This is a genomic window from Actinomadura livida, from assembly GCF_014648675.1.
Classification (GTDB): domain Bacteria; phylum Actinomycetota; class Actinomycetes; order Streptosporangiales; family Streptosporangiaceae; genus Spirillospora; species Spirillospora livida.
Genome location: NZ_BMRO01000009.1, coordinates 339,650 through 353,560 on the forward strand (window position 1 = coordinate 339,650; position 13,911 = coordinate 353,560).

Here is a 13,911-nt window from a genome sequence, read left to right on the forward strand (position 1 = left end):
GGGCGTAACCCCGTTAGGCAGTTTCACATCGAGTTGATGGGCTTCGCCCGTTCGAGGTTGAGGGCCGGCTCCTTGCGGTTCTGTCGGTCGTGCTGGATCCAAGCGGGCTGGCCGCCTCGGGGTGGTCGCTGGAGACCGGCACCACCGCCACGGACATGACCGCCGCCTTCGGAATCGGTAGGCCGCCCGAAGAGAGCGCCAAGGTCGTCGTGGCGCTGGCGACCCTCGACCCGGACGGGCCGACGGGAACCCTCCAGGACGAGAACGGAGCACTGCCCTGGTAGAGATGACGGCCTTGCACGACGCCTCGGTACTGGAGCGGCGACTGGCGGCCCGACCACCCGGTCGGCGATCGACCAAACGGGAGGCGGGAGTGGCCGGAGTGGTCGGCGGTGGGGCCTTCGGGGTTCGGCCATGTGCGGGGCGGTAAATCTTACGAGATTCGTACAGGTCGCGCTTCGCAAGTGAGCGGGCACGCCCGGCGACCTACGGTCGTCGCATGCGAGTGCTGCTGACAGGTTCGGCCGGGTTCATCGGCTCACACGTCGCCGAGGCGCTGAGGGCCCGCGGGCATGAGGTGCGCGGGCTCGATCTGCTCCCGGGCGGGGAGGTCGGGGATGTGCGCGACCGCGACGCGGTGGCGCGCTGCGTGCGGGGCGTGGACGCCGTCTGCCATCAGGCCGCGATGGTCGGTCTCGGTGTGGACGTGTTCGACCTCCCGGCGTACACGTCGGTGAACGTGGCCGGCACGGCGGTGCTCCTGGCCGAGATGGCGCGGGCCGGGGTGCACCGGCTGGTGCTGGCGTCCTCGATGGTCGTCTACGGGGAGGGTGCCTACACCTGCCGGAGCCATGGGGACGTCCGGCCGGGTCCGCGCACGGAGGACGACCTGCGGGCAGGACGGTTCGAGCCGCCGTGTCCGGAGTGCGGAAGCCCCCTGGAACCCGGTGTCGTCGGGGAGGACACGGCCCTCGACCCACGCAATGTCTATGCGGACACCAAGGTCGCACAGGAGCACCTGGCCGCGTCCTGGGCGCGCATGACGGGCGGCCGCGTGGCGGCGTTGCGCTACCACAACGTGTACGGGCCGAGGATGCCGCTGGACACGCCCTACGCCGGGGTGGCCGCGCTGTTCCGGTCCCGGCTGGAACGGGGCGAGGCGCCGCTGGTGTACGAGGACGGGCGTCAGCGGCGGGACTTCGTCCACGTTCGCGATGTGGCGCGCGCCAACGTCCTCGCGCTGGAGCGGCTGGAGGTGGCGCAGGACGCACGGCTGCGGGCGTTCAACATCGCCAGTGGCAACCCGCGATCCATAGCCGACATGGCGGAGGCGTTGGCCGCTGTCCACGGCGGCCCGGCTCCGCAGGTGACCGGTGGCTACCGGCTGGGCGATGTGCGGCACATCGTGGCGAGTCCCGAGCGCGCCCGGCAGGAACTCGGCTATGAGGCGGAGGTGCCCTTCGCCGGGGGGATCGCCGAGTTCGCCAAGGCAACGGTGGGGACGGGCCGGTGACCCGCGAGATCGATGTCATCCTGCCCTGCCTCAATGAGGCCGAGGCCCTGCCGTGGGTGCTGTCGCGTATGCCGGAGGGGTTCCGTCCCATAGTGGTGGACAACGCATCCACCGATGACTCGGCCGCCATAGCCCGCCGTCATGGCGCCCATGTCGTCGAAGCCCCCCAACGGGGTTTCGGTGCCGCGTGCCACGCCGGCCTGGTGGCGGCCACCGCGGACCTCGTGTGCGTGATGGACGCCGACGCCTCGCTCGACCCGGGTGACCTGCCCCGCCTGCTCGCGGATCTCCACCATGCCGGGCCTGAACTGGTGCTCGGACGGCGCCGTCCGGTAGGGCGCGGAGCGTGGCCCCTGCACGCCCGGCTCGGCAACACCGTCCTGGCCCGGTCGCTCAACCGGCGCGCGGGCACCGCCCTCCACGACCTCGGGCCGATGCGCGCCGCCCGCCGGGCCGACCTGCTGGCGCTGGACCTGGCCGACCGCCGCTTCGGCTACCCCCTGGAGATGGTGCTGAGGGCGGCCGCCGCGGGCTGGCGTATCGGCGAGGTCGACGTCCCGTACCGTCCCCGTACCGGCCGGTCGAAGGTCACCGGAACGGTCGGCGGGACGGTACGGGCGGTGCGCGACATGCGGCGCGTGCTGGCCGAGGTGTCAGGGGCGGCGCCGTGACCGCCGATCTGCTCGTGATCGCCAAGGAGCCCGTCGCCGGGCGGGTGAAGACCCGGCTGACGCCCCCGTACACACCCGAGCAGGCGGCCGGGCTGGCGGAGGCGTCCCTGGCCGACACGCTCGGCGCCGTCGCCCGCACCCCGGCCGGGGCCCGGACCCTCGTCCTGAGCGGCCGTCCCGGTCCGTGGCTGCCGCCCGGCCTGCGCGTGCTCCCGCAGCGCGGGGACGGCCTGGACGAGCGGCTCGCGCACGCCTTCGACGACGGCTACGCCGGGCGCCCGCTCGTCCTGATCGGCATGGACACCCCCCAGGCCGGCCCCGGCCTGCTGGCACGGGCGGGGGCGGTGCTGCGGACCCGGGACGCGGTGTTCGGCCCGGCGGCCGACGGCGGGTTCTGGCTGCTCGGCCTGGCCCATCCGGACGCGCGGCTGCTGCGCGGCGTACCGATGTCGCGCCCCGACACCGGCCGGATCCAGCTCGCCCGGCTGCGCGCGGCCGGACTGGACGTCGCGCTGCTCCCGGAGCTGACCGACGTGGACACCGCCGGCGACGCGGCCGAGGTCGCCGGACTGGCGCCGCACGGCCGCTTCGCCGCCGCCGTCCGGGCCGCCGGGGCCGCCGTGCGGGAGGCGGTACAGGTGGGGACGACGTGATCGGCGAGCTGTACGAGCGGGCCCTCGCGGGGCGCGCCGGAGTCGAGGTCGAGGACGGCACGGGCCGCCGCAGCGCGCTGCCCGTCCAGGAGTGGATGGCGCTGCGTCCCGGCGACGAGGGCGTGCTCGATCGGTGCGACGGCCCCACGCTGGACGTCGGATCCGGGCCCGGGCGGCTCACCGTCGCGCTGACCGAGCGCGGGATCCTCGCCCTCGGCATCGATACCGCGCCGTACGCGGTGGAGCTGACGGTGGCGGCCGGCGGCCCGGCGCTGTGCCGGGACGTGTTCGGGCGGGTGCCGGGCGCCGGGATCTGGACGACGCTGCTGCTGGTCGACGGCAACATCGGCATCGGTGGTGCCCCCTCCGCCCTGCTGGCCCGGGCGTTCGCCCTGCTCGCTCCCGGCGGACGGGTCCTCGCCGAGGTGCGGGCACCCGGCACGGGGGCGTACTCCGGTCCCGTGCGGCTCCGCTCCGGACAGGCGGTCGGGGAGTGGTTCCCGTGGGCGTGGGTGTCCGCCGACGACATCGCCGGGATCGCCTGGGAGAGCGGGGCCGCCGTGAAGGAGATCTGGGAGGAGGCGGGCCGGTGGTTCGTCGCGCTGAGCCGCTGACTCCTTCGTATGTGCCGCGCTTCAAGAGCCGCCTGCATGACGAACGCGTGGCGGCCTGGCTGGGGATATGGCTGGGCGTCGCGTTCACCAGCGCGTTCGTCACGGGACTGATCAGCCACTTCATGCAGCAACCGCCGGGCTGGCTGATGTGGCCGTCGCGTCCGGTGAATCTGTACCGGGTCACGCAGGGCCTTCACGTCATCGGCGGGCTGGCCACGATCCCCTTGCTGCTGGCGAAGATGTGGACGGTCTATCCCAGGCTGTTCCAGTGGCCGCCGGTCCGTTCCGTAGGGCACGCCGTCGAGCGGGCGCTGATATTCGTCCTTGTGGGGGCGGCGCTGTTCCAGGTCGTCACGGGGCTGTTGAACATCTCCTACTGGTACGCCTTCCCGTTCTTCTTCACCTCGGCCCATTACTGGACGGCGTACATCCTCGTCGGGGCTCTCGTCATACACGTGGTGAACAAGTGGCCCAAGGTGCATCGCACCGTGATGAAGCACCCGGAGGACGGCCTCAACCGGCGCGGGTTCCTGCTGGGCGTAGCGGCCGCCAGCGGAACGGTCGCCGTCACCATGGTCGGTGAGGCGTTCTCCCCGCTCGCCAAGGTGGCGTTGCTGGCCCCCAGGCGTCCCGGGGTAGGCCCTCAAGGAGTGCCGGTCAACAGGTCGGCGTATGCGGCCGGGGTCAGCCTGGCGGCCGCCAACGATCCGGCCTGGCGACTACAGGTCACTGGACGGGTCCAACGAGAACTGTCCTTCTCACTGGAAGAATTGCAGGCACTCCCGTCGCATTCCGCCAGGCTGCCCATCGCGTGCGTAGAAGGCTGGAGCGCAGGGGCCACCTGGCAAGGCATCCGGCTACGTGACCTCCTCCATATGGCCGGGGTCGCCGAGGACGCCCGCGTGCGGCTCATATCCATGGAAGTCAGGGGGATCTTCCGGACCTCCTGGGTCAGCTCCCGCCACTGGCACGACCCGTTGACCTTGCTGGCTCTCAGCGTGAACGGGGAAACCCTCGACCTCGACCACGGGTTCCCGTGCCGGCTGATCGCGCCTAACCGCCCAGGTGTGCATCAGACGAAATGGGTGCGCCAGGTGATCGTCGTATGAAGACGCGCATCACCGCTTATGCGATCGGCGCGGGGTTCATCCTGCTCGGGCTGTGGGGCGTCCTCACGGGGACCACCAATCCCCGCGGCTGGGCGTTCTGGTTCGCGGGAGCAGTGATCGTCCATGACGGGATCTTCGTTCCCTTCGTGCTCCTCCTGGGTGCGCTCACCACTCGCGTGCCCGCGTCCCATCGAAGGTTTGTGCAGGCCACGCTCCTGGTGGGCGGCGCGGTGACGCTCGTGGCGCTGCCCATGGTCCTGGGGTTCGGGCAGCGGGCCGACAACCCGTCCATCCTTCCGCTCGCCTACGGCAGGAACCTCATCATCGTCCTTTCCGTCATCGCCGTGGTCGCCGTCGTGTGGACCGCGTTGGCCCGCCATAGGAAGCGTTCCGATGACCCTCGGTGAGCTGAGGCGGCGACGCCCCGTCTCCCCTCCTGGAGCGGCTGAGCGGAGTGCCCGATCCGGGTGGATCGCGGTCGCGCTCTGGACGCTCCTGATCACCGGTGCGCTGGTCGCAGGGGAGTGGCTGCGCCGCGCGGGGCTCGCCACAGAAGACGACCTGCCTCCGCTCCACGCCGAACCCCGGCTGCTCACCTGGCAAATGCTGCCCGCCGCCTGCGTGGCCGCCGTCTCCGTGAGCGTCCTGCCGTCCCTTGCCCAGCGGCTGTCCTGGCGGCTGCTGCTGCCGGTGTCCTGGGGCACGGCCGTGGCATGGACGGTCGCGCTCGCGCTGAGCGATGGTCTGGACGCTTTGCACCGCCCCTTGGACTCGCCCACCGAATACCCGGCCGGACTTGACGCCGTACGGGCCGACCCAGGGGAGTGGCTGAGCACGTTCACCGAGAGGCTGGGCGGCTACACCACCCACGTACGGGGACACCCGCCGCTGCCGATGCTGGTCTTGTGGGCGCTGGAAGAGACCGGCCTGCGGGGCACCGACTGGTCCGCCGCCCTCATCATCCTGGTGGGAACCTCGGCGGTCGTCGCCATCGCCATCACGGTCCGGTGCGTCGCCGACGAGGCCACGGCCCGGCGCGCGGTGCCCTTCCTGGCCCTGGCGCCGCTCGCAGTGTGGATAGCCACGTCCATGGACGCCTTTTTCCTCGGCGTCGGCGCCTGGGCCACCGCCCTGGTCGCCGTAGCCGCCAAGCGAGAGAACCTGCTCGCGGCCGCGGCAGGGGGCCTTCTCCTGGGCTCGCTCCCTTACCTCAGCTACGGCCTGCTCCCGCTCTTCGCGCTGCCCCTGGCCGTAGCCCTCCTCACCCGGATCACCCCACGCCTGCTCGTGGTGCTGCTCTGCTGCGCGGCGATCGTCCCGCTGGCCTTCACCCTGGGTGGCTTCTGGTGGCCGGACGGGGTAGCGGCGACCCACGACACCTACGTCATCAGCAGAGGATCCGCACAACGCTCCTACGCCTACTTCGTCATAGCCAACATCGCTGTGCTCGGCCTATTGGTCGGACCGGCGACCGCCCACGCCCTTCCCGCGGCACTCTCCAACCGCCGCCCCCTGGCCTGGCTGGTGGGAGCGGCCCTGATCGGCCTGCTCACACTGGACATCTCAGGCGTGACCAGGGGCGAGGTGGAACGCATCTGGCTGCCCTACGCGGCATGGGTGATCGCCGCGGCAGCCCACCACAAACCCCCGGCTCGCCCCTGGCTGTCAGCCCAGACCACCCTGACACTGACCCTCCAGGCACTAATACTCTCCCCCTGGTAACCCGGCCATCCCACCCCAACCCGCAGAACCCCTTCCCACACCCCGCGGTTCGACCGGATCAGTTGGTATGAAGGGGCCGGTTGCTTGCCTACCGCTTCGACGGTGAGCAGGACAAGCCGGTACTGCTGCTCTCGAACTCCATCGGTACAGACCTGCACATGTGGGACGGCCAGGTGCCGGACCTCACCGAACACTTCCGCCTACTGCGCTACGACGCTCGCGGCCACGGCGCCTCCGACGTCCCGAGCGGCCCGTATTCATTGGACCGGCTGGGGCGCGACGCGGTGGAGCTCCTGGACGCGCTCGGCCTGCAGCGAGTGCACATGCTGGGCCTGTCCCTCGGCGGAATCGTCGCGCAGTGGATGGGGATCCACACCCCGGATCGCATCGACCGTCTCGTGCTCTCCAACACCGCCGCGTACCTCGGCCCGCCGGAGCAGTGGGCCCGGCCCATCGCCGAACTGCTGGCGGCCCCGGACATGCAAGCCACCGCAGAGATGTTCCTGCGGAACTGGCTCCCGGCCCGCATGCTGCGCGAGGACAACGAGGTCACCGAGGGCTTCCGCCGCACACTGCTGGCCACCCGGCGCGAGGGTGTGGCCGGCAGCTGGGCGGCGGTGCGCGACTACGATCTGCGCCGCACGGCCGCACTCATCCGCAACCCGACGCTGGTCGTCGCGGGCGAGTACGACACCGTCACGTCCGCCCGCCACGGGAAAGAACTCGCCGCGGCCGTCCCCGGCGCGCAGTTCACCGTCCTGCCCACCGTGCACCTGGCGAACGTCGAACGCCCGGCGGAGTTCCTCGACGCAGTGATCGCCTTCCTCACCGAACGAGCGTGACGGCCGCCGCCCCCCTTGACGTTGCAGCGGGAGCACCGGTCCAGGCGCAGCGGTTCGCCGATGTCGTAGGAGTTGATCTCGTCGGCAGTGTCGTCGTGCCGGGGGCGCGGGTTCCGAGCCCCTCGGCGACTGCACGCTGCTGCCACTAGGATTCGAGCGGGTTGTGCACGGTCGGGTCGTCGAGAGACGTCGGCGGCGGGCAGAGCGTCGTCGAGAACACAGCGGCCGCGCCGAGACGTTCGTGATATGACACACCCGGCCCGACTTGCTTAACTATGGACGATCTTGTCGTTACTGTCGTACCCCCGGGTCGGCGAAGCGGTCACTGGAGGTAGCGATGAGGTCCGGACGGTGGATGCTCGTCGCCTGGCTGATCATCGGAGCGCTCGCCGCGGGACAGCGCCACTACTACGCCCAATTCGACGGCAGCTGCGCCAGTATCGCCACGATCGGAATCACCTTGGCCACCGGTCCGCTCAACTACATCGGTCTCAACCCCACCGCCAACTGCAAGGTTCCCCAGCCGAGCGCATGACATGTCGGGCTCAGTGACCGCGTCATCGTGAGGTCTTCTGACGGCATCTTGAGCTTCGCTCCGTTGCGCGGCCACCCTGATGTTCCCCCCGGTTTTGCGGGCGTGTGCGCGCCTCGATCTTTCGCTGGTCATGCACCCGAGCGCGCCTCGACCATCTGGGTCGGCTTCCTGCGTCCCCATAACGAGGCGCTGCTGGGGTGACCCGCCGCGAAGAGGGATGGCGGGATGGCGTCGGCGGGCGCGACTCCCGTCACCTCCGGCGGCGGCGCTTCTGGCGGCGGTGTTTGGAGGCGGGGCGCTGTTGCAGACCATGAAGTCCGCGACCGCGGCCACGAAGCCGGGGATCCTGCTGTCGGCAGCACCCGCCGAGTTCCAGGAAGGTCCTGTCTCCCGGGACGAGTTGAACGCGCTCCAGGCCGACCCGCCCTCATGGCTGGCGAACCTGCGCTGTGAGGCCCCGCCCGCGCCGCCGCCGGGTCCAGGCGGGCGCCGCACCGCCGCGCGGCGAACCGCCGGCCCGCGGGTCGCACCCGCCTGGAGCGCCGCATGATCCGCGTCCGGCGCACCACCGACTGGATCATCGAGCGGGCCGCCGGCGACCCGCGCTGACCGGCGCCCCCACCGTCGGGCCCGGCACCGTCCGGCCCGTCGGCCGACTCCGTTTCCCTGCCCGCGTACCGATCGTCCGCCTGCCTGCGCGGACGATCGGTACGCGTGTATTGCACCCGGGACAATGTGACTTGTAGCATTCATGGCATAGATAGCGTTGATTGCGATCGAACAGGAGTCGATGGGATGAGGATCGGACTCCCGCGCCCGCCCGGAGCGGCCCGGTTCGCCGGCCGAGGCGAGGGCCCGCGCGCCGGCGGACACGGCCCGGCGCGGCCGGCGCAGGGTTGCGGGCCCGCATGACCGAGATCATCGCCGGGCTCGCGACCGGATCGATCTACGCCATGGTCGCGCTGGGCTACAACATGACCCACCTCGCGTCGGGGGTCCTGAACTTCGCGCACGCGAACATCATGGTCGTCGGGATGTTCGTGGCCTACTGGGGCTACAGCAGCGGCGACGTTCCCGCCTGGCTCGTCTTCGTCATCGCGTTCCTGCTCGCCGGGCTCATCGGCCTGGTCGAGGAAGTGGTGGCCATCCGCCCGATGCGCAACGTGAGCGGCAGCTCCGAGCTGGTGACGATGGTCGGGGTCGCGACCATCATCACCGGGGCGCTGTCGTTCCACTTCGGCACCGACTCGCTGCGGGTCCCGTTCTTCGGGCCGGAGCAGGCGCTGCTGATCTTCGGGGAGCGGGTCCGGCCGCTCGACCTCATCGTCGTCGCCGCGGTGATCGCGTTCGCCGCGCTGCTGCACTTCGGCACCGAGAAGACCCGCATCGGGCTGGCCGCCCTGGCGCAGACCGACGACCGCGAGGCCGCGCAGCTGCGCGGGGTGAACATCCGGTCGCTGTCGCTGTGGGGGTTCGCGCTCGCCGCGGCGTTCGGCGGGCTGCTCGGGCCGCTGATCGTCTCCAAGACCTTCGCGGCGACGTCCATCGCCATCGTGCTCGCGGTGAAGGGCTTCGTCGTCCTCGTGCTCGGCGGGGTGGGCAGCCACCGCGGGGTGCTGCTGGCCGCCTTCGCCATCGGCCTGATCGAGGCGTTCGGGGCGCGCTACATCGGACCGGGCTACCGCGACATCGTGGTCTTCGCCGTGTTCTGCGCGGTGCTGCTCACGTTCCCGCAGGGGTTGTTCGGTGAACGAAGGGTCCGCACGGTATGAAATCCATCCTCACGGGACGGCAGCTCGGCCTCGTCTGGATCGCGGTGGTCGGCGTGCTCGTCGCCCTGCCCTGGGTCGGTGCCGATCCGGCGAACATCCGGCTCATCACCCTCATCGCGATCCTCGCGCTCAGCGTCAGCGCCCTGAACCTGACCCTCGGGTACGCCGGGGAACTGGCCCTCAACCAGGTGGCGATCTACGCGGCCGGCGCCTACGTGAGCGCCTACACCGCGATCAACCACTCGGCGGACCTGCTGCTGTGCCTGGCGCTGTCGGTCGTGGCGGCCCTCGCCATCGGCCTCCTCACCGGCGCTCCGGGGCTGCGGCTCGGCGGCTGGACGCTCGCCATCACCTCGTTCTTCGTGGTGCTGCTCGTGCCGTCGGTCGTCAACGTCTTCGGTGAGACGCTCGGCGGCTTCGCGGGGCTGAACGGCATCCCGCTGCCGAGCCTCTTCGGCCGCGAGCTGTCGACGGAGGAGTTCTACGTCGTCCTCATCATCGTGGCCGCCCTGTGGTTCGCCGTCTTCCGCAACATCGTCGTGTCGCGGCACGGCTCGGCTCTGCTCGTCCTCAAGGAGAGCCCGGTGCTCGCGGCGGCCGTGGGCACGTCGGTGTACCGCACGAAGATGGTCACCTATGCGCTGAGCGGCATCCCGGCAGGGATGGCGGGTTGCTTCGCGGCCTTCCTCGACTCCTTCCTGTCGCCGGTCAGCCTCAACATCAACCTCGTCATCGTGATCCTGGCGGCGAGCATCCTCGGCGGCTCGATGAGCGTCTACGGCGCCATCGTCGGCGCGGCGATCATGGAGATCGGGCCGCTGCGCACGTCCGCGTTCGACCAGTACGCGACGATCGCCTACGGCGTCTTCCTCGTGATCGGCGGCCTGCTGCTGCGCAACGGCATCGCCGGGATCGCGCACCGGCTCTGGGACGCGCGGTTCGGCGCGCGCCGCAGGCGGCCCGCGGCCGAGGAGCCGCCGGCCGCGGAGTTCCGGTTCCCCGAGGTCGAGGGGCGGGCGCTGCGGATCTCGAAGGTCGGCAAGAGCTTCGGCGGGAACCGGGCGCTGGACGGTGTCGGCTTCGTCGCCGAGGCGGGCCGGATCACCGCGCTCGTCGGCCCGAACGGGTCCGGCAAGACCACCCTGATGAACCTCGTGTCCGGCTACTACCGCGCCGACCAGGGCACGATCGAACTCGGCGACCGGCCCATCTCCGGCCTCCCGGCCTACCGGGTGGCGCGGTGCGGGGTCGGCCGCACGTTCCAGACGCCGATGGTCCCGCACGGCCTCACGGTCGCGGAGACGATCACGACGGGACGGCTCGGCAGCCACCCGGTCCCGATGATCGCGTCGGCGCTCCGGCTCCCCGCGCACTGGCGGGCACTCGCCGAGGAGGCGGAGAGCGGCCGCCGGATCATGGGCGCCCTCGGCCTCAGCCACCTCGCCGGCGTGCCCGCGGCCGACCTCGCCCTCGGGACGCGCCGCATGCTCGAACTCGGCCGGGCGGTCGCCGGCGGCAGCGCGCTGATCCTGCTCGACGAGGTCGCCTCCGGCCTCGACGAGAGCGACATCCAGGACCTGGTCGCGGTGCTCGGGAAGCTGCGGGACGCCGGGGTCACGATCGTCCTGGTCGAGCACAACTTCGCGCTGGTCCGCGCCATCGCCGACCACGTCGTCGTCCTGGCCGAGGGGCGCGTGCTGGCCGAGGGCGACCCGGAGGAGATCGCCACGCACCCGGACGTGGTCTCGACGTACCTGGGCGCCGGCGGCGAGATCAGCGGTACCCGCCTGGCGACCGCGGAGAGCGAGTAGGGACGGGCCGATGAGCATCCTGGAACTCAGCCGCCTGCGCAGCGGCTACGGAGACCTCGAAGTCGTCACGGACGTGAGCTTCCGCGCCGAACCGGGCCGCGTCACCGCGCTGCTCGGCCGAAACGGGGCCGGCAAGACGACGACCCTGCGCGCCGTGACGGGCCTCAACCGCGTCATGTCCGGCAGCGTGACCCTCGACGGCGAGGACATCTCCAAGGTGGCTCCGCACCGGCGCGCGCGGATGGGCATCGCCTACGTGCAGGAGGGCAAGCGCATCTTCCGGTCGCGGACGGTCGAGGAGAACCTGACCCTCGGCTCGTTCGCGCGGCCCCGGCGCCGCCGCGGGAACGCGGTCCGGGACGAGCTGTACGACCGCTTCCCCATGCTCGCCGAGCGGCGGCGGTTCCGCGCCGCCCAGCTGAGCGGCGGCCAGCAGCAGATGCTGGCGATCGCGCAGGCCCTCGCCGCCGAGCCGGGCGTCCTGCTGCTGGACGAGCCGTCGGCCGGGCTCGCCCCGACCATCGTCGGCGACGTCCTGGAGGTCATCAAGGACCTCCGCGAGCAGGGGCTGGCGATCGTCCTGGTCGAGCAGGCGGTGGAGTTCGCCCTCGCCGCCGCCGACGGCGTCGTCGTCCTCAACGTCGGCCGGACGGTCTACGAGGGCACCGTCGACCAGCCGGGTCTCCGCGACGCGATCAAGCACGCCTACATGGCCGACGGCTCCCCGTCCGAGGAGCCGGTCGCATGACGAACCCGCCGCAACGCTCCCGAAAGCACGGCTCCTGACGGAGCACGGGTGCGGAGGCCCGCCGCGTCGGCGGCGGACCGCGCCTCCGAACGCATGAAGCCCCGGCGGGATGGACCCGCCAGGCCCGGGTGGACAGAAAGGTCGATGGTGGCATGGGCAGGGAAAGAAGATTCGCGCGCAGAAGCCTGCTGACGGCCGCGCTCGTCGCGTGCTCGGTGGCGATGGCGGGGTGCGGCGGCGACGCGGGCGGGGGCGACGACACGTTCGACGTCCTGTTCATCGGGGGCACGACGGGGCCGTACGGCACCAACGGCAAGGCGACGGTCCGGGCGCTGGAGGCCGCGGCCGAGTACATCAACGAGAGCGGCGGCGTCGGCGGCAAGAAGATCAAGCTGGAGGTCAAGGACAACCAGGGCGACCCGACGAAGTCGGTGAGCCTCCTCCAGGAGTCGCTGAGCGGCGGCAAGCCCGACCTGATGATCCCCAGCGCGACCAGCCCGGAGGCGCTGGCGATGCTTCCGCTCATCACCCGCAACAAGATCGTCACGGTGGGGTTCCCGGCGAGCCCGCTGATCGACGACCCGAAGCAGTACCCCTACCACTTCCAGGGCGTCGCCAGCAGCGAGCGCCAGCTCAACGGGCTGAAGGCGCGGCTCGAACGCTCGAACGTGAAGCGGCTCGGCATCCTCGCGTCCGAGGACGAGTACGGCAAGGGGGTCGTCGAGGCGGTCAAGCGCCAGCTCAAGGGCGCCCCGATCGACGTCAACGTGGTCACCTACTCGCCCGGTGACGTCGACCTGCGCGTCCCGTACGAGCGGATGCTCGACGGCGACCCGGACTTCGTCTACCTGGACACCACCGGCGAGTCGGCGGTCCGGCTCCTCCAGGCGCGCGAGCAGGCGGACGCCACCGACATCCCCACCATCGCCGGCAGCGGGATGTCGATGACGGCCGGGGGGCCGCACAAGTACGGCTCGGAGGCGGCGAACAAGAACCTGGAGATCCTGGTCTTCAGCGTCGAGGTCGCGCAGCCCGAGAGCGAGCAGTCCGAGGTGTTCAAGCAGTTCATGAAGCGGTACGCGAAGGGCCAGCCGGTCCAGACGAGCCTGTCGACGCCCGCGCTCGCGTGGGACCAGCTCCGGCTGGGCGCGGCCGCCGCCGAGGTGGAGGGGGCGTTCGACGACTACCCCGACTCCTACGTGCAGGCGTTCTACAAGCTCGACGTCCCCGAGGGGCACTGGCTGACCGCGAAGAAGTTCGAGTTCGAGGCGGGGCGCCACAGCCTGGTCCCGGCGCTGGAGGACTTCCCCTTCATTCCCTCCTCGCCGATGGTGAACGGGCAGTACCAAGTCAAGGAGAAGTGACGGTACGCCGCCGCGTGCCCGCCATGTCGTCCCGGTCCCGGGCGCGGGGATCGGGACGACATGGCGCCGGTCTTCCGCGGCAGGCGCCCGATATCTTTTTCGATGTCGACGTCACATGTAGCGATCACTGCTCCGGCGCGATAAACGGGCGGTAATCGGCGTCGATTCGGTCATTCCAAAACACGTCTGAAGGTGACGGCCGTCACTCACCCTCACCCCGCCCGGGGCTCTGACCAGGGGATACGCGACGTGAAAGGGCCGATTGGCCACGAGCCAACCGGACGGGGGCCGGACTTCCGGAGCCGCGAGCCTCAGTGGTGGATGGCGGTTTCCATGCTATGATAGATATGCTTTCCGTTCCGCATGTATTGTGCCTTCCGGGCGCCCACGGGCCTCGCGCGAAAGTGCGGGCGGAGGCATCGCGTCGACCGCACGCGAAAGAGATTCTGGTCACGATCATGTGGAGCCAAGGGCCGGTATAGCGCCTTTGTGCGGGCGCCGAAGGGAATGAGCAGATGTCGACTAGTCCCGGCGCGCGCCAGAGGTCGGCCGGGTCG

The 13,911-nt window shown here is 70.9% G+C and carries 15 protein-coding genes; all 15 read left to right on the forward strand.

Annotated features, from left to right (window positions below):
- The first annotated feature begins 89 nt into the window (after nucleotides 1-89).
- The 15 genes from IEZ03_RS23205 (at nucleotide 90) to IEZ03_RS23275 (ending at nucleotide 13,354) form a co-directional block, all read left to right on the forward strand.
- Nucleotides 90-284 (forward strand): Rossmann-fold NAD(P)-binding domain-containing protein, encoded by a 195-nt coding sequence (locus tag IEZ03_RS23205; RefSeq protein WP_221480768.1) that lies wholly within the window; start codon nucleotides 90-92, stop codon nucleotides 282-284.
- A 215-nt stretch (nucleotides 285-499) separates the two neighbouring features.
- On the forward strand, nucleotides 500-1,513 hold the full coding sequence (locus tag IEZ03_RS23210; protein ID WP_184885564.1) for an NAD-dependent epimerase/dehydratase family protein: 1,014 nt from the start codon (nucleotides 500-502) through the stop codon (nucleotides 1,511-1,513).
- Nucleotides 1,510-2,184, forward strand: coding sequence for a glycosyltransferase family 2 protein (locus IEZ03_RS23215; protein WP_229808505.1), 675 nt, complete (start codon nucleotides 1,510-1,512; stop codon nucleotides 2,182-2,184). The genes IEZ03_RS23210 and IEZ03_RS23215 overlap by 4 nt, the downstream gene beginning before the upstream one ends.
- The gene (locus IEZ03_RS23220) at nucleotides 2,181-2,837 is read left to right on the forward strand and encodes a TIGR04282 family arsenosugar biosynthesis glycosyltransferase (protein ID WP_184885562.1); all 657 of its coding nucleotides are present in this window, start codon (nucleotides 2,181-2,183) and stop codon (nucleotides 2,835-2,837) included. The genes IEZ03_RS23215 and IEZ03_RS23220 overlap by 4 nt, the downstream gene beginning before the upstream one ends.
- Nucleotides 2,834-3,451, forward strand: coding sequence for a class I SAM-dependent methyltransferase (locus IEZ03_RS23225; RefSeq protein WP_184885560.1), 618 nt, complete (start codon nucleotides 2,834-2,836; stop codon nucleotides 3,449-3,451). Before IEZ03_RS23220 ends, IEZ03_RS23225 begins: the two co-directional genes overlap by 4 nt.
- Complete coding sequence (locus IEZ03_RS23230; protein ID WP_229808506.1) at nucleotides 3,427-4,560, forward strand: molybdopterin-dependent oxidoreductase; 1,134 nt, start codon at nucleotides 3,427-3,429, stop codon at nucleotides 4,558-4,560. Before IEZ03_RS23225 ends, IEZ03_RS23230 begins: the two co-directional genes overlap by 25 nt.
- A complete protein-coding gene (locus IEZ03_RS23235) occupies nucleotides 4,557-4,967 on the forward strand; it encodes a hypothetical protein (protein ID WP_184885558.1) in 411 nt (136 codons plus the stop codon). Before IEZ03_RS23230 ends, IEZ03_RS23235 begins: the two co-directional genes overlap by 4 nt.
- Nucleotides 4,954-6,282 carry a hypothetical protein gene (locus IEZ03_RS23240; RefSeq protein ID WP_184885556.1) on the forward strand — a complete coding sequence of 443 codons (1,329 nt, stop codon included), beginning with the start codon at nucleotides 4,954-4,956 and terminating at the stop codon, nucleotides 6,280-6,282. The genes IEZ03_RS23235 and IEZ03_RS23240 overlap by 14 nt, the downstream gene beginning before the upstream one ends.
- A gap of 80 nt (nucleotides 6,283-6,362) precedes the next feature.
- Nucleotides 6,363-7,124, forward strand: a complete 762-nt coding sequence (pcaD, locus tag IEZ03_RS23245; RefSeq protein ID WP_184885554.1) for a 3-oxoadipate enol-lactonase — start codon at nucleotides 6,363-6,365, stop codon at nucleotides 7,122-7,124.
- 355 nt (nucleotides 7,125-7,479) lie between these two features.
- Nucleotides 7,480-7,659 (forward strand): hypothetical protein, encoded by a 180-nt coding sequence (locus IEZ03_RS23250; protein WP_184885552.1) that lies wholly within the window; start codon nucleotides 7,480-7,482, stop codon nucleotides 7,657-7,659.
- Between the two features lie 310 nt (nucleotides 7,660-7,969).
- Nucleotides 7,970-8,209 carry a DUF5997 family protein gene (locus IEZ03_RS23255; protein ID WP_184891030.1) on the forward strand — a complete coding sequence of 80 codons (240 nt, stop codon included), beginning with the start codon at nucleotides 7,970-7,972 and terminating at the stop codon, nucleotides 8,207-8,209.
- A 358-nt stretch (nucleotides 8,210-8,567) separates the two neighbouring features.
- A complete protein-coding gene (locus IEZ03_RS23260) occupies nucleotides 8,568-9,431 on the forward strand; it encodes a branched-chain amino acid ABC transporter permease (protein ID WP_184885550.1) in 864 nt (287 codons plus the stop codon).
- On the forward strand, nucleotides 9,428-11,242 hold the full coding sequence (locus tag IEZ03_RS23265) for a branched-chain amino acid ABC transporter ATP-binding protein/permease (RefSeq protein WP_184885548.1): 1,815 nt from the start codon (nucleotides 9,428-9,430) through the stop codon (nucleotides 11,240-11,242). Before IEZ03_RS23260 ends, IEZ03_RS23265 begins: the two co-directional genes overlap by 4 nt.
- A gap of 10 nt (nucleotides 11,243-11,252) precedes the next feature.
- A complete protein-coding gene (locus IEZ03_RS23270; protein ID WP_184885546.1) occupies nucleotides 11,253-11,990 on the forward strand; it encodes an ABC transporter ATP-binding protein in 738 nt (245 codons plus the stop codon).
- Between the two features lie 152 nt (nucleotides 11,991-12,142).
- Nucleotides 12,143-13,354 carry an ABC transporter substrate-binding protein gene (locus IEZ03_RS23275; protein ID WP_184885544.1) on the forward strand — a complete coding sequence of 404 codons (1,212 nt, stop codon included), beginning with the start codon at nucleotides 12,143-12,145 and terminating at the stop codon, nucleotides 13,352-13,354.
- The last annotated feature ends 557 nt before the right edge of the window (nucleotides 13,355-13,911 follow it).

Coding starts and splice junctions, on each gene's coding strand:
- IEZ03_RS23210 (WP_184885564.1), top strand. CDS start 500: ATGCGAGTGCTGCTGACAGGTTCGGCCGGGTTCATCGGCTCACACGTC.
- IEZ03_RS23235 (WP_184885558.1), top strand. CDS start 4,557: ATGAAGACGCGCATCACCGCTTATGCGATCGGCGCGGGGTTCATCCTG.
- IEZ03_RS23240 (WP_184885556.1), top strand. CDS start 4,954: ATGACCCTCGGTGAGCTGAGGCGGCGACGCCCCGTCTCCCCTCCTGGA.
- IEZ03_RS23250 (WP_184885552.1), top strand. CDS start 7,480: ATGCTCGTCGCCTGGCTGATCATCGGAGCGCTCGCCGCGGGACAGCGC.
- IEZ03_RS23255 (WP_184891030.1), top strand. CDS start 7,970: ATGAAGTCCGCGACCGCGGCCACGAAGCCGGGGATCCTGCTGTCGGCA.
- IEZ03_RS23260 (WP_184885550.1), top strand. CDS start 8,568: ATGACCGAGATCATCGCCGGGCTCGCGACCGGATCGATCTACGCCATG.
- IEZ03_RS23265 (WP_184885548.1), top strand. CDS start 9,428: ATGAAATCCATCCTCACGGGACGGCAGCTCGGCCTCGTCTGGATCGCG.
- IEZ03_RS23270 (WP_184885546.1), top strand. CDS start 11,253: ATGAGCATCCTGGAACTCAGCCGCCTGCGCAGCGGCTACGGAGACCTC.
- IEZ03_RS23275 (WP_184885544.1), top strand. CDS start 12,143: ATGGGCAGGGAAAGAAGATTCGCGCGCAGAAGCCTGCTGACGGCCGCG.